This window comes from Paenibacillus sp. FSL L8-0644 (assembly GCF_038008165.1).
Lineage (GTDB): Bacteria > Bacillota > Bacilli > Paenibacillales > Paenibacillaceae > Paenibacillus > Paenibacillus polymyxa_D.
Genome location: NZ_JBBOYN010000001.1, coordinates 2,966,346 through 2,980,584, shown reverse-complemented (window position 1 = coordinate 2,980,584; position 14,239 = coordinate 2,966,346). Strand labels below are relative to the sequence as shown.

19 protein-coding genes are annotated in these 14,239 nt (G+C 37.8%); 12 read left to right on the top strand and 7 right to left on the bottom strand.

Annotated features, from left to right (window positions below; genetic code table 11):
* Positions 1 to 80: 80 nt before the first annotated feature.
* From NSS94_RS13340 to NSS94_RS13315, 7 genes are all read left to right on the top strand, one after another.
* Positions 81 to 1,133: a fibronectin type III domain-containing protein gene (locus NSS94_RS13340; protein WP_341039429.1), complete on the top strand. Its 1,053-nt coding sequence runs from the start codon at positions 81 to 83 to the stop codon at positions 1,131 to 1,133.
* A gap of 180 nt (positions 1,134 to 1,313) precedes the next feature.
* Positions 1,314 to 2,360: a fibronectin type III domain-containing protein gene (locus NSS94_RS13335; protein ID WP_069012686.1), complete on the top strand. Its 1,047-nt coding sequence runs from the start codon at positions 1,314 to 1,316 to the stop codon at positions 2,358 to 2,360.
* 253 nt (positions 2,361 to 2,613) lie between these two features.
* Positions 2,614 to 3,759, top strand: coding sequence for a hypothetical protein (locus NSS94_RS13330; RefSeq protein ID WP_341039428.1), 1,146 nt, complete (start codon positions 2,614 to 2,616; stop codon positions 3,757 to 3,759).
* A 14-nt stretch (positions 3,760 to 3,773) separates the two neighbouring features.
* The gene (locus tag NSS94_RS13325) at positions 3,774 to 4,163 is read left to right on the top strand and encodes a hypothetical protein (protein ID WP_029517406.1); all 390 of its coding nucleotides are present in this window, start codon (positions 3,774 to 3,776) and stop codon (positions 4,161 to 4,163) included.
* A 138-nt stretch (positions 4,164 to 4,301) separates the two neighbouring features.
* A complete protein-coding gene (locus NSS94_RS13320; RefSeq protein ID WP_039271257.1) occupies positions 4,302 to 4,538 on the top strand; it encodes a hypothetical protein in 237 nt (78 codons plus the stop codon).
* 67 nt (positions 4,539 to 4,605) lie between these two features.
* A complete protein-coding gene (locus NSS94_RS26245) occupies positions 4,606 to 4,704 on the top strand; it encodes an IS3 family transposase (protein WP_416145682.1) in 99 nt (32 codons plus the stop codon).
* Between the two features lie 136 nt (positions 4,705 to 4,840).
* The gene (locus tag NSS94_RS13315; RefSeq protein WP_080658622.1) at positions 4,841 to 4,948 is read left to right on the top strand and encodes a sporulation protein YjcZ; all 108 of its coding nucleotides are present in this window, start codon (positions 4,841 to 4,843) and stop codon (positions 4,946 to 4,948) included.
* 985 nt (positions 4,949 to 5,933) lie between these two features.
* Here the strand turns inward: NSS94_RS13315 and NSS94_RS13310 are convergent.
* Positions 5,934 to 6,254, bottom strand: a complete 321-nt coding sequence (locus NSS94_RS13310) for a hypothetical protein (RefSeq protein ID WP_029517409.1) — start codon at positions 6,252 to 6,254, stop codon at positions 5,934 to 5,936.
* Positions 6,255 to 6,907: 653 nt separating this feature from the next.
* On the opposite strand from NSS94_RS13310, the gene tet reads away from it, so the two are divergent.
* Positions 6,908 to 8,236 (top strand): Tet(L)/Tet(K)/Tet(45) family tetracycline efflux MFS transporter, encoded by a 1,329-nt coding sequence (tet, locus tag NSS94_RS13305; protein ID WP_445671540.1) that lies wholly within the window; start codon positions 6,908 to 6,910, stop codon positions 8,234 to 8,236.
* 221 nt (positions 8,237 to 8,457) lie between these two features.
* Here the strand turns inward: tet and NSS94_RS13300 are convergent, their stop codons facing one another.
* The 5 genes from NSS94_RS13300 to lexA all read right to left on the bottom strand — a co-directional run bounded on the left by NSS94_RS13300 (position 8,458) and on the right by lexA (position 11,021).
* The gene (locus NSS94_RS13300; RefSeq protein WP_340932366.1) at positions 8,458 to 8,997 is read right to left on the bottom strand and encodes a GNAT family N-acetyltransferase; all 540 of its coding nucleotides are present in this window, start codon (positions 8,995 to 8,997) and stop codon (positions 8,458 to 8,460) included.
* Between the two features lie 230 nt (positions 8,998 to 9,227).
* Entirely contained in the window at positions 9,228 to 9,368 is a 141-nt protein-coding gene (locus NSS94_RS13295; RefSeq protein WP_165146693.1) for a hypothetical protein, read from the bottom strand.
* Positions 9,369 to 9,408: 40 nt separating this feature from the next.
* A complete protein-coding gene (locus tag NSS94_RS13290) occupies positions 9,409 to 9,573 on the bottom strand; it encodes a hypothetical protein (RefSeq protein ID WP_013310546.1) in 165 nt (54 codons plus the stop codon).
* Between the two features lie 235 nt (positions 9,574 to 9,808).
* Positions 9,809 to 10,111 carry a hypothetical protein gene (locus NSS94_RS13285; protein ID WP_341039426.1) on the bottom strand — a complete coding sequence of 101 codons (303 nt, stop codon included), beginning with the start codon at positions 10,109 to 10,111 and terminating at the stop codon, positions 9,809 to 9,811.
* A 283-nt stretch (positions 10,112 to 10,394) separates the two neighbouring features.
* A complete protein-coding gene (lexA, locus tag NSS94_RS13280; RefSeq protein WP_013310545.1) occupies positions 10,395 to 11,021 on the bottom strand; it encodes a transcriptional repressor LexA in 627 nt (208 codons plus the stop codon).
* 187 nt (positions 11,022 to 11,208) lie between these two features.
* Here lexA and NSS94_RS13275 point away from each other — a divergent pair, with 187 nt between their 5' ends.
* From NSS94_RS13275 to NSS94_RS13260, 4 genes are all read left to right on the top strand, one after another.
* On the top strand, positions 11,209 to 11,577 hold the full coding sequence (locus NSS94_RS13275; protein ID WP_209947523.1) for a LysM peptidoglycan-binding domain-containing protein: 369 nt from the start codon (positions 11,209 to 11,211) through the stop codon (positions 11,575 to 11,577).
* A 108-nt stretch (positions 11,578 to 11,685) separates the two neighbouring features.
* Positions 11,686 to 11,892 (top strand): DUF896 domain-containing protein, encoded by a 207-nt coding sequence (locus NSS94_RS13270; protein ID WP_341039425.1) that lies wholly within the window; start codon positions 11,686 to 11,688, stop codon positions 11,890 to 11,892.
* Between the two features lie 120 nt (positions 11,893 to 12,012).
* Positions 12,013 to 12,522, top strand: coding sequence for a hypothetical protein (locus NSS94_RS13265; protein ID WP_209947424.1), 510 nt, complete (start codon positions 12,013 to 12,015; stop codon positions 12,520 to 12,522).
* A gap of 154 nt (positions 12,523 to 12,676) precedes the next feature.
* Positions 12,677 to 13,471: an HAD family hydrolase gene (locus tag NSS94_RS13260; RefSeq protein WP_029517414.1), complete on the top strand. Its 795-nt coding sequence runs from the start codon at positions 12,677 to 12,679 to the stop codon at positions 13,469 to 13,471.
* Positions 13,472 to 13,571: 100 nt separating this feature from the next.
* Here the strand turns inward: NSS94_RS13260 and NSS94_RS13255 are convergent, their stop codons facing one another.
* Entirely contained in the window at positions 13,572 to 14,114 is a 543-nt protein-coding gene (locus NSS94_RS13255; protein WP_029517415.1) for a 1,2-dihydroxy-3-keto-5-methylthiopentene dioxygenase, read from the bottom strand.
* Positions 14,115 to 14,239 lie beyond the last annotated feature (125 nt).

Genomic DNA, 14,239 nt, shown 5'->3' with positions numbered 1-14,239 from the left:
AGCAAGTTTATGTTTAGACACATTTTTAGAATTAATTTACCTTAGTAATAGTTCAACAAACCCTAGTAGGAGGATTTAATGTGAAGTTAAATTTTATGAAGAGGATAAGTATTTTGTTAGGCATTTTATTGTTTGCAACGAGCTTGATTTTAAATTCAAATACGTATGCAGCGTCGATCGGTGAGAGATTAACTTCTCCCGAAGAAGGTTGGGAAAGATATGACGATATGGACCCTGCCATTAAGTATGAAGGTAGTGGATGGGCATATGTTACAAATGAATCTAATAGTGTTTATGCAAAAACAGGTCACTATATGAAACTATCTGGAGCAACAACAAACGCCATAAAATTCAAATTCTATGGAACTAAATTGCGAATTATTGATCTTTATTGGACCAATAGAGTAAACAATGTGACCATAGAGATCGATGGCAAATTTTCGACATACAATCCAAATAATCCTGCAAATCTGTATCAAGTACTTGTGTATGAAGTCTTAGATCTACCATCCGCTGTTCATGAAGTAAAGTTAACTACGAATAGCACAAACAACACATTTTCGCTTGATGCAATAGATACAGATGGAAAATTGGTTGATATCTACACTCCCATGAATCTTGTAGCCTCCCCTGGAGACGGTCAAGTTACATTAAACTGGGGGCAGGTTCAAGAAGCTGATGGTTACACAGTCAAATATGGAACAGAATCAGGGAAATATACTGAAACTGCCACAGCTACAAAAGACGTATATGAAAACTTCGTCATCCCAGGTCTGACCAACGGAACAAAATACTATTTTGTGGTCAGTGCTAAAGTTAAGGGAGTAGATTCTAAATATTCCAACGAAGCATCTGCAACTCCACAAGGGGGAGGCGGTCAAACTGATCCTGAGCAACCTGCAGGAAACCGTGCAATTTTAGTAGTCACCATGACAACAGGATTAAAAAAAGAATTCGACCTAAGCATGAAAGAGGTGAATGATTTTATTGCTTGGTATGAGGGCAAGCAGGCTGGTTCTGGATCGGCTTCATATGTGATCAATAAACATAATAACAATAAAGGACCTTTTAGCAGTCGCAAGGATTACATGCTGTATGATCGCATTCTGACTTTTGAAGTAAGTGAATACTAAATAATACGCAACACCAGGCCTGAAAAATGGTAGGGAAAAGATCGTATTTTCTATAGAAATTGTTGGTACCTACCCAACGAACCAGAACGAAGACGATCTCATGAACAACGGTCTGTCCATTTGCGGGTAACATACATTGTAGTCAATTACTGTTCAATAGATTACTTAGGGGGAATATTTGTGAAGATCGGTTTTACTAAGAAATTTGGTATTTTGTTTGGAGTTCTTCTGTTTGTAATGGTTACGTTTTTAAACTCAAGTTCCTATGCAGCTACATTAGGTCAGAATCTTTATACTCCTGAAGTGGGTTGGAAACGTTACGATGATACGCATAAGTTCATCAAATATCATGGATCATGGCTTATATTCAAAGATGGGATCAAACTATACAATGGGGCCATTCATCAAACAACTGATACCGATGCGTACATTTCTTTTTCCTTTAAAGGTACACAATTGAGGATTCTATCAGATAATTGGGATACTAAAACTAAAAGAGCCGTAATCTCGATAGATGGAAATGTTGAGTATTTTAGTGAACATTCTAAGGCTGCCGGACAAACACTCGTTTATGAGAAGAAAGCTTTGACAAATGCGATTCATGAAGTAATGATTAAGTTAGAAAGTGACGATGGACACTTAAATTTAGATGCGATTGATATCAATGAAGATGGAATGTTTGTAGATAATGAGGCTTCGATAAAACTTAATGCTACTGGAAATAATAGTCAGGCTACTTTAAACTGGGACCAGGTTCAAGACGCTGAAAGCTACACGGTAAGATATGGAACTGAGTCTGGTAAGTATACGGAAATAGTAACAGCAACAAAAGATGCATATGGAAACTTTGTTATTCCCGGTCTAACTAACGGAACGAAGTACTACTTTATTGTAAGTGCTAAGGTGAATGGCGTTGATTCTGAATACTCCAATGAAGCTTCGGCAACTCCACAAGGAGGAGGTAGTCAACCTGACCCAAAGCCAACTACTGGAGAGCGTGTAATTCTGGTAGTCACCATGACAACTGGCTTAGAGAAAGAATTTGATCTGAGCATGAAAGAGGTCAATGACTTTATCTCCTGGTACGAAGGCAAACAGGCGGGTTCTGGATCAGCATCCTATGCCATTAATAAACATGACAATAATAAAGGTCCATTCAGCAGCCGTAAGGATTACATGCTGTTTGATCGTATCCTAACGTTTGAAGTAAGTGAATACTCTAAATAAATAAAAAGCTCTGCTAACCTTAATTGGTCGGCAGAGCTTTTAACGTTTCTAACAGGTTCGTGTTAGGCTGAATTATATTTCGTTTTAGCTTCTTCATATAATTTGCCGAGGTTACGAAACTCAATTGATGTCCTTTATCACGTTGAAAATATGTTTACTATTTAATATTTTTCGTATATATTAATATTTGGAAATTAGTCTTCATAAATTTTTCCTGCAAAACCAGATTAATTTAACAAAGGAGATTATTTTAATGAGTATTTCATTAAGAATAGAACGCAAATCCGGTGGTGAGCCAATTGAGTTTGTAAAAGGTGAAATCACTGGCTTTACTTATAAGAATAATAGTTCCATAAACCTTTCAGCTAAGTTTCCAAACTTGGCTCATTCGCTACATATTCGAAGCAAAATTCCGCTTCATTCGCTTCCTTCAGTTATAGACAATGCGGATAATTCCAACATGCTGTATACATGGGCAAATACAGAATATAAACCTGATAGTGAGGATTACTATCGCAAATGTAATATCCAAATCGTTAGAAATGAAAACACAATCCGAGATATTACGTTTACACACGCTTATGTAGTAAAGTATCAAGAACAGATTGATACCAGCAAAGAGATCCTTGAGTTTGAACTCGTTCTAAAACAAAAAGAAGATCAATTGGGAAAAATTCAATACAGTCCTCAGTTAGAACCTAAGGAAACAAGAGAAAAGGATCAGTCTGATGTCTCGCAAAAAGTACTGGAAGGTGCATATAGTAAGAATATGTTAGTGTATGCAGGAAATATTACTTTTCCGTTTGAAAATCCTATGGTAGAACTAGAAAAGACTTGGGTACGAGGCGTAGAGAAGGTAAAAGATTCGACAGATACTGTAATACATTATCCTGATCGTAAAGCATTTACATTAGTAGCTGTTCCTATAGCTCGAAAGAAGTACGGAGACATCACAGCCAATTTACTTCAACATTCACTTGATTACAAACCAGGACATTTACACTTTAACGAGTGGTCGTATGAGGCGCAGCAAATTAAAAAATCCAAAGAACATAATATGTATGTAATTGATAAAGCAGTACAAAAAGCTAACGACAAAAAAGTTAAAAGTTTTTCAAGTGATGGGTCTATTGCAATTGAAAGTGACAGAGATTTGTATAACGCTTTTCACAAAATGAAGTACAAAATAGATGGAACATATGTAAAAGGACAATGGGAAATTACTACAATATATTATGATAAATATAATTTTGAATATAATTTTAAACAAATGTTTACTGGGGACAACAAACTCGGTTGGGCTGCGGCCAATCTAACAAATTTAATGGAATCATGGGGAACACTCAATGAGTATACATCTTATGTTACAGTAACTGATACAAAAAAGGCTTGGAAGTGAGGTGTGAATTGCAGATGAAACGCAGATACAAGATTTACATCTTGATCTCTCTACTAGTTATAACTACTACTATAATTTTTCTAGCGAATTCTGGAGACGATACGATAAGGAAGTACCCATATGGCAAAGATACGTTAGAGTTTTTTGGAGATGGGACTTTTCAGATTTACAGGGGAGGAGGATCGGGTGATCCTCCAATACTATACACTCATCAAATTGAAGCTCCTAATTCAGTGATTGATAACGTTCTGTCTTATAAAATAGAAAAAAATATCGTATATGTGGTTGGTGAAAATAGCTTCATTAAATTGGATTCAAGTACCAACACATACGAACAAAAGAAACTGATTTCTGACTTTACTTCCAAAGATAGAGATATATTTAATGAATTAATGGAAAAATAGAAGCTATCATAAGTAAATGTGATAGCAAGGGAGCTTTAACTTGTTCACAAAGGTTAACTTAACATGTGCTTTAGTTGAGTTATTGTTATGTAAGTATTTTAAATTTATAAGAGAATGGTTACCACCAGTGGTGATATTATGATTATTAAAATTGAAGGTTTCTTTTTTCAGAATTTGATTACTGGTCCCCTATGCACACAAGAAGAACTATATCAAAAGTATATACAAGCAAAAATGCTGAGTCTTAATATTAGAGATTTACCTGATATATTTTGTCGACTTCATAATTTTGATCGATTACGTTTTGAAGATGACACAGAGGTTGGTTTCGTGATTGATACAGATACGGACAGGATATACAGACCGATATATTGATGTTTAAAGCGATGTATTCGAAAGATATCTTCCCATCTCCTTTAATTACAAGTAATGAAGGACTCACATAACTGGCTACTATATTCGATTTTATAATCAAAGTCGATCACAACGAAAGTTAAATAAGTTGCCTCCGAAAGAATATCGAAAGCAGCTTATAGTCTAGGGGCTTTTTTCCGTGTCTATAAAATGGGGACTTGACCACTAGCTAAGCTAGTGTTTTTTTATTTACCTGCATGCCCTATCATAGAACGTATTTAAACATATATTAAGGTAACGACAAATAAAGGAGGTTAAAAGAGATGGGTGCCTATGAAAATACAGGTGGCGGCGGTGTATGGACTTCTACAGCGGCAATTTTAGTGCTCTTTATTCTCTTAGTTATCATCACTAAATCACTTTGGGTTTAGTTTGTAAAAAGAACTGTTGGAAAATATCACTTCACTCATGGATATTCAATAGTTGAGCCCATTGAGCGCATAAGCTATTTGGCAATAGCCACCGTATTCGCTTCTCTTTCGGCAAATACTTGGTGGATTCCTGCCATAATAGTTTTGCGCTTATTGTATTTCATTTTATCTTTTCAGTAGCGAGTCAAGACCACTGCTGGCTTATCAGGCTTCTGTTAGATAAAATTCTCAAAGAGATGGTAGGATGAAGGTTGAAGTAAACAAATGTAATTACAGCATCAAAAAACCAATATATCTAAAGAGTAATGTTACTTTTACCACAGTAGGTAAGGGGGCTACAGTGCTGCAAATTGATGCTAACTAGGGTTTAACTTCGAACAATTCAAACCGGGTATTGAATGTAATTATTTAAAATTTAACAGTAGATGGTGAAGCAGCAACCGAGCCTGATAAAGCACCTAGTTATGATAGAATTACAAATTATGTATTCCGTTGGGAGGTAGTAGCTATGTGAACGATAAGGTACTCTTTGAGAAAGAACATAGAGATTAAAATACAAATATGGAGCTCCATATAAAAGGATTTTCCGACGTAACGGTACAAAATAGTGAATTTCACGACAACGGTGGGGGTTCTAAAAAATAGCCAAAGCCCATAGATGTATTGTGACGATACGTGAGCTTTAGCTTTAACTAATTGCCCAAAAAGCACCAATAACTCACAATAATGACCTTGCTAGTACGAAATCACAACTAATACATATGGAGAAGTTAGTACCTAGCGTGTGAAAATTAAGACTATGAAACTGCTATTAACGTTCGGCAAACCGCTTGACGACGATTGATCCACGCCGGATCGTAGCCTTTTCCACTGCTCTAAAGTCGGCTTGATTCCAAAAGTGTATTTAAGTAAGTGAATACTCTAAATAAATCGAAAAGCTCTGTTACCCTAATTGGTCGGCAGAGCTTTTAACTGTTCACGGTTTTTAAAATATATCCAGGTATTCTTTCTGGAATTTGATGAAATCTTGCACACTGTCGTGATAGGTAAATCTACCGCCATTTTTATCAATAATCCAGTTGATATTCTCGTCATTTAACAAGATTCCATACATGCAGTGATGAAGCAGTTCAATTTGCTTTTCATCCCTAATTCGGATCAAATGTTTTTCTTGTTCGATAATGAGGTACCATTTCGTTTCTGTTTCATCTACATCCGCATCCACATACAGTATTGATACCGACAAGGGGAATGGCCAGTCAAACCATTGTCCTCGCTTGTCTTCTCTATAACCTTCAAATGCCATGGTTATTCCCTCCTACTTGGATAATTTCCTGATTAGTTTAAATGTATCTAACGTGCTGCGATTGTACGCTTAATTAGGTTCTTGTCTTATCCTACTGGCACAGGAATATCGCCCCCATATTCTTCTCCTTGGCTTCACGTACACCATCATAAACATCTGTAAAAGTTCAGTGTCACTTTGGCAACCGTCTAATTCCGCTATTGTTGCACAATAGTTGTATCCGCTTTTATCGTTCATTGTTCTGATCTGTACAGTATACGGAAAACGACAGGTAATAAAGAAGCTGAACGCTTTGTTACCCGATATCAAAACGCTATTACCAATACTGTACAATTATTCTACTGAGCAATGATGTGGTCCAACATGAAGGACTGGAGATAAGAACAGGTAGCAGTGTAATGGACATAAAGGCGCGTCTGCTGGTTTTGGAAGAGGGGACCACAAGAGCGATATACGCTCTATATTGTAATCATAGGGGGCTGGGATGGTGACCAAAAGATCATTACATTTTCTCGTATGGAAATAGGCGCTGTATTAAACCTCCAATGATATGGAGCAAGGATACACTCATGTCTTGAATGTATCTTGTTTCTGGAGGGTCAAAAGTGAAAACCCCTTATTCACAGTCCGTTTTGAGCTATAACCAAATTTTAATGTGGCTTTGTGTTCTTTCGTTTTTTAGTGTGTTAAATGAAATGGTTCTTAATATCTCTTTACCTGATATTGCTGATGAATTCAATAAGACACCAGCCATTACAAATTGGGTGAATACTGCCTTTATGCTAAGTTTTTCTATAGGAACAGCTATATACGGAAAGTTATCTGATCAGTTAGGTATTAAAAGGTTGCTCCTGTTTGGAATCATAGTGAATTGCATAGGATCATTAATTGGATTTGTGGGACATACTTTTTTTCCAACACTTATCTTGGGACGATTTATACAAGGGATTGGTGCAGCTGCATTTCCTTCACTTGTGATGGTCGTAGTTGCTCGCATATCCCAAAAGAAAACAGGGGAAAGGCAATATGGCCTCATCGGGTCTATCGTAGCAATGGGTGAAGGGATAGGACCGGCTATTGGTGGGGTGATTGCTCATTATATTCATTGGTCTTATTTACTGCTTCTTCCTGTTTTAACGTTTGTAACTGTTCCCTTCCTGATAAAATTATTGAAAAAGGAAGTCATTTCAAAGGGCTCGTTTGACAATGCAGGAATCGTGCTTATATCTCTAGGTATTGTATTGTTTATGTTGTATACAACTTCTTACAGAATTTCTTTTCTGGTGATAAGTGTTCTATTTTTCTTGATCTTTTTAAAACATATCAGACAAGTAACCAATCCTTTTGTTGATTCTTCATTGGGGGAAAATACTGCATTTATGATAGGAATCCTTTGTGGGGGGCTTATGTTTGGTACCGTAGCTGGATTTGTTTCTATGGTCCCTTATATGATGAAAGACGTTCACCACTTAAGTACCGCAATGATTGGCAGTGGAATTATTTTTCCTGGAACGATGAGTGTTATTTTCTTTGGTTTTCTTGGAGGAGCACTTGTTGATAAGAAAGGTTCCTTACATGTGCTAGCAGTCGGCGTTGCATTTCTTGCCGTCAGTTTTTTGGTAGCTGCTTTCTTTATTGAAATGACACCTTGGCTGATGTCTATTATTCTAGTCTTTGTTTTCGGTGGTCTTTCTTTTATTAAAACGGTAATATCCACTATTGTTTCAAGTAGTTTAAAACAAGAAGAAGCTGGCGCAGGAATGAGCTTGCTTAATTTTATAAGCTTTTTATCAGAAGGAACGGGGATTTCAGTTGTAGGAGGCTTATTGTCAATACGTCTTATTCATCAAAAATTTATACCAATCATTAATTTTCCATCTGCTTATTTATATAGCAATATGTTATTGATTTTTTCAGTGGTCATTATAATTAGCGGGATTTTATCTGTTATTGTATATAAACGTTCAGTTTCAGATTCCTGATAAAAGCAAAAAAGGATTACATGCTGAAAATGATCTCATCCTCACGTTTGAAGTAAGTGAATACTCTAAAAATAAATCAAAAGCTCTGCTAACCTTAATTGGTCGGCAGAGTTTTGTGTGCTGATCAGTTTGATTTTACTAGATACGGGAAAAGTAGCAATGCAAAGTGTGCGTACAAGATGGTATTGTTTTTAAATTCGGCCTTATTACAGAAGGATAGGCTAATTTGAATACTTAAACTTATAATACCAAAAAATCGCTTTCTCATGGGCTGTGGAAAAGTTAGAATATAGCATAGTATCAACTCCGCCGATTACAAAGTTATTTTTAGCATAGAATCGACAAGCTAAAATATTCACATCCTGTGTTTCAAGCATAAGGCCAACAAGATTATTCTGCTTAGCCCACTCGGTTGCTTTACTCAATAAGGCTGCTCCGATTCCCTTGTGTCTCGAGTCTTTAGCAACGGCAATATCCTCAATTAGAGCATAGCCATTCCAATTAGTACAAAGTTTAATTTTCCCAACACAGTCGTTCTCATCATAATATAAAAAAATAGATTTTCCTTGTTCATTAATATAACTGATATCGACGTCATCATCCTCATACTGTTTAAAATATGGTTCGGGAAAACTTTCTTCTATATATGTCCAATTGTTGTTCTCGTATTTAGGTATAATCCTTCCGGACACAATAAAGCCGTTATTCTCATTTGACTTCTTAAAATCCCCCATATTTGAAAGTGACATTTTAATTATCATGGCTTGTCTCCTCCTGGTTTAATTTCTCTATGCACATTATTCTAAAAGAGAACCACGTTTTCCTATCTGTTAGATTTATAAAAAGTGTAAAATGGTAGCGACTGTTCAACTATGTGTGATATTTTAGATCCCCCTCCGTTTGCTTAAATGATTCATAGCAGTAGTTAGGTGTGCTATTTAACACAAAAAAGCAGGAAGAATTCCTCCCGCTTTTTGCATGGAAACAATTATTAACGTCTGCGTTGTCTATCGTTTACGCTAAACAAATTAACAGCCAGTGCGTTACCTCTTGCACGCGCAGTGGCTCTTTGATTGGAACGGATGTTCAATCTTCTTCTTCTTAAATCACGTCTGCAATGTCTTCTGCTCATAATATCACCTCCCTTCAAGAAATGAAGGTGCGGTTGAATCTTAGTGGCGTTTATGCTTACGCTTGGAAATTTTGATATTCAAGGCATTGGTTGCTAGTGCATTTCCGCTTCCTGTTTTAGCAGCTGCGGCTTGAAAGACTTTAACGACCAGATATCTGTTTTTCCCGATGCGATGCTTATACGTTTTAACTCTATTTCTGATCATCTGCATATCTCCTTTGCTTAGTTCTGCTATATATATATGTCAATTGTGATAGTAATGTATCAGCATAAATCTATTAGAAGCAAAAAGAAGCTAGTACCTATATCCCTAAAGGTTAACAAAAAAACTCATGCGAACCTGTCTTCGCCTTTTCAACTTTACGTTGCAGGAGATTTTACAGGCAGGTCGGCATGAGTCTAATGTGTAGAATAAAGATAATATGCAGTTTGTATGAAAATTATTTACTATTAAGGGTGTTAAGTTTTTTTTCGTAGTACGCCTCTTGGGCAAGAATATGATTCAGTTGTTCTGAGAGCTGTTTATATTCTTGGCTGGCCTCTGGGTAATTATTTCTTTCGGAAATTACAGCTTCAAGTTGCTTTTCTAAATACCTGAAATGGATGGGTATTTGTATGTACTGAATACGATCGTAGGTTGTTATGTGTGATTTCTCTTCTGCATACAAATGATCCATTGTTGGAACTGCACAGCTTACGACGATAAATATCATAACAAACGCTGAAATTATTATTTTTTTCATTTAATTCCTCCTACAGAGCTATGAGTAATTAATATACCATATTTAGCTAAAAGAAAGAAAGATCTATTAGTTTTGCCCATAACAGTATAGCTGTTCAAGATCAGTGGGGGATTATTTGAGATGATGAGGCTGATTTTATAGTAGATACAATAGGAATAGGTTGCAAAAAGGAAAGAATAGTTGTGAGATACATAGTAAGCATAATAACAATACAAAACCGGCTTGCCCTAGGCAGCCGGTTTTGTATTAGGGGATAGAATAACGGGGAAGGAAGAACGAGAAATCAGTGGAAGTCCCGGAAGAGTCCTACAACTTTGCCCAAAATACTGACGTGTGTCAGACGAAGCGGTTCAAAGGCTGGATTTTCAGGTTGAAGCCGGATATGATCTTTTTCTTTGTAGAAGGTTTTAACTGTAGCTTCGTCTTCATCTGTCATAGCTACAACAATATCGCCATTATCAGCGGTCTGCTGCTGACGTACGATTACATAGTCTCCGTTAGCAATCCCAGCCTCAATCATGCTTTCGCCTACAACAGATAACATGAATATTTTATCCTCACCAACAAAGTGTTGGGGAAGAGGAAAGTAATCTTCAATATTTTCTGTCGCCGTAATAGGAAGACCAGCGGTTACTTTGCCGACGACGGGGACACGACTAATGGAGTAATTAATCAAGTTGCTGTTATCCGATTCGTCTTGACCGAGTAACTCAATAGCCCGTGGTTTTGTAGGATCGCGGCGAATGAGTCCTTTTTTCTCTAAACGATCCAAATGACCGTGAACCGTAGAACTGGAGGCCAATCCGACAGCCTCGCCTATTTCGCGTACAGAAGGGGGGTATCCCTTTAGACGCACTTCATTGCGGATAAATTCAAGAATGGCCTGCTGGCGGCTCGAAATCTTAGACATACCGTATCAACCCCATTTAGTAACGTTTGGGAAAATTATAGCATAGAACCTCCGTTCGTACAAACATAAGTTCTAAATAATCCCTAAAAATAATTGCGAACTTTTGTTCTCTTTTCTATTGAACAAAACAAACGTTCGTGTTATATTGTGAAAACATAAGAACAAACGTTTGGAGGACACAACCATGATGAAATATAGCACCTATCAAAGTATTTTTCCAATGAATATAGAAAATTTACAGGAGACCCGAAAAGAGGGTAGGGCGCGTTATATGCAGATTATTACCCATACTCTTTTACTTAAGCTTCTTATTATAATGATTGTTGCTTGGATTGCAGGAGCAGGTGTACTTACGGTTTTCGCGGCTCCTTCAGCTTCCAAGGAAGAAGTGACTAAACTGACAGTACAACCTGGGGATACGTTGTGGCAGATTGCCGCGAATCATAAACCGGAACGAATGGATACACGGGTATATATAGAAGGAATTGTGCGGATTAACGGTTTAGAGGATCGGGGAGTGCAGGCAGGTCAGGTACTCAAGCTTCCTGACTTATGATCTATAGACTATTAGAGCTTGTCAGGGAGCGTAATGCGGGAGCCTTGACAAGCTCTTTTCTACATGTCAAAGTGTATTATATCTTTGCTTTTATGGAGGGGACACAATTTGAATATAGACAGCTTGGTACAGCGCATTAATGAATTAGCGCGCAAAGCAAAATCCGAGGGATTAACAGAAGAGGAAACCACAGAACGTGCCAACCTTCGGGAAATTTATTTAGGTAACATTCGCCGTAATTTTCGGCAGCAGCTAGAAACGATTGAATTTGTGGACGATGATACATCGAAGGGAAATGACGGGCTGAAGCATTAATGTTGTTAAAGCGCCCAAGCCTGCAATTTGCCTTTTGTTTTAGGTACCTCTCATGGTATCTATATAGATCAGCTTTGAGGCAATTGTTTTAATGTAATATATCTGGGAAGGAATTGAGAGATGGCCCGATCATTTGAAAGAAAAGTACGCAAAAACACAGCGCATTTAAATAAATCGCGCAAAAAGCAAGGTATTCAAACCATTAGCGGCGCAGGTTCTGCAATGGATATTTTCCGTGGACGTAACATTACTGTGCCAATTATGCTGGCTGGTCTTTCTGTATTGTACATGCTTATGAGTTACTTTTTGACTAAGACCGGTATGCAAGGGATGGATTGGCTTGTATTCGGCCTGTACTTGATGCTGGCTGTTATCTTTTTTATCCGTCGTCCTTATCTGAAAGTGGGAAAGGATACTCTCTATATGCTGAAAGGTGGTAGGGAACGTCCAATGACCGCTGGGGACATGAAAGCCATCAAGATTGAAAAGGGTTACGTAACCGTTGAAAGAAAAGGTAAGGGTGGTAATTTTATTTTCACAAAATCATTAGGTCGCTATGACACGGATGCCATTGCAGAGCGACTTGAGAAGTTTGCGCTATCCAATCAGATACAGGTTGACAAGAAATAACTGATTTAGCCTGTACTCTGTAACAAAGGCCGTATGATGTTATTTCATATAACATGCTGCGGCCGCTTGCTTAATATGGGCACACATAACGATTCAAATGCTTAATCAAGCAAATAGGCGTACATATACTGTGGAAAGAGAGTGGATAATTCAGATGACGATTCAGGCGGTAATGTTTGATCTTGATGATACCCTTTTGTGGGATGAACGTAGTGTAGAAGAGGCATTTGATGCAGCGTGTCAAACAGGCTCCCGTGAAGCAGGTGTTGATCCAAAAGCTTTGGAGGAAGCCGTACGTAAAGAAGCACGCGCTTTGTATGAATCCTATGAAACTTTTAGTTTTACTCAAATGATCGGCATTAATCCGTTTGAAGGATTGTGGGCGAATTTTACAGCAGGTGAGCAACCTGAATTCCGTCAATTGGAACAGTTGGCCCCTGTTTATCGAAAGGAATCATGGCGCAGAGGACTCCAGCAACTAGGGATAGATAATGAGAAGTTGGCGGAAAAGCTGGCTACCCAATTTGCTTCGGAAAGACGCGCACGTCCCCATGTATATGAAGAAACGTTTGAAATTCTAGAACAATTGAAGGGACAATACAAGCTATTATTATTGACAAACGGTTCCCCTGATTTACAACAGGAGAAACTGGATGGAGTTCCTCAATTAGCTCCTTTCTTTGATCATGTGGTCATTTCAGGTTCATTTGGTCGAGGCAAGCCTGATCCGTCTATATTCCAGCATGCGTTGGGGCTTCTTGGTATTGAGCCTGAACATGCTTTAATGGTAGGAGATAAGCTGACGACTGATATTCAAGGAGCGTTGGCAGCAGGTGTTCACTCGGTGTGGGTGAACCGAAACGCCAAAACCAATACCACAGAGATCAAGCCGAAGTTCCAAATCAAGCATCTGTCTGAATTGGACGGAATTATTCAATCGTTAAAGTAAGAAATCCACAGTCTTTGGAAACGAGTATTAAGAAAACTCCCTTCGCTCGATTGTCACAGAGCAGAGGGAGTTTTTTATTTACACAAGGATAAATTCGTAATTATGCTTTAATGAAGGTTGGATCTTCGAACGGTTCCGCAATCCAGCCATTTTCTTCAATGAACAAGCGGACTGCCACGATCTTTTGATTCTCCATTAAAGTGAAAAAGTGAGGTATATTTTCGGGTACGGAGATAACGTCCCCCGGTGAAAGCTCTACGTTAAAATAGCCGATCTCTTCAGGTCCTTTAATGATAAAGATGCCTTTACCAGCGACAATGGCACGGATTTCATCCTCGGTATGGGTGTGAATTTGCTCAAACTTGGCCAGCAGATCGTCCAAATTCGGCGTTGCTTCAGATAGAGTGATAACGTCCCATATTTTATATCCGCGACGTGCGGCTAAATCCTTGATTTCGGGTTCAAATGTTTTGAGAACAGCGGCCTTTTGATCATCTGTTAAGGTAAAGTTCTCTTGCAGCTCCCCGGACAATTTGGAAGCATCCCAATGTTCATACAATATCTCGTGACTCTCCAGAAATTCACGTACTTGTTCTTCACCGCTAATTCTTTCATTCGTATTACGTATTAAGATTTCGGCCATGTATTTATCCCCTCTTTTCCACTTGGATTAATGTTATATAAAGAATACCATGTCTTGAAACGTTGTACAATACAGGATTTCAACATTTTATAATGCAAATGAACATAGCTAAAGGATGCAGGGTT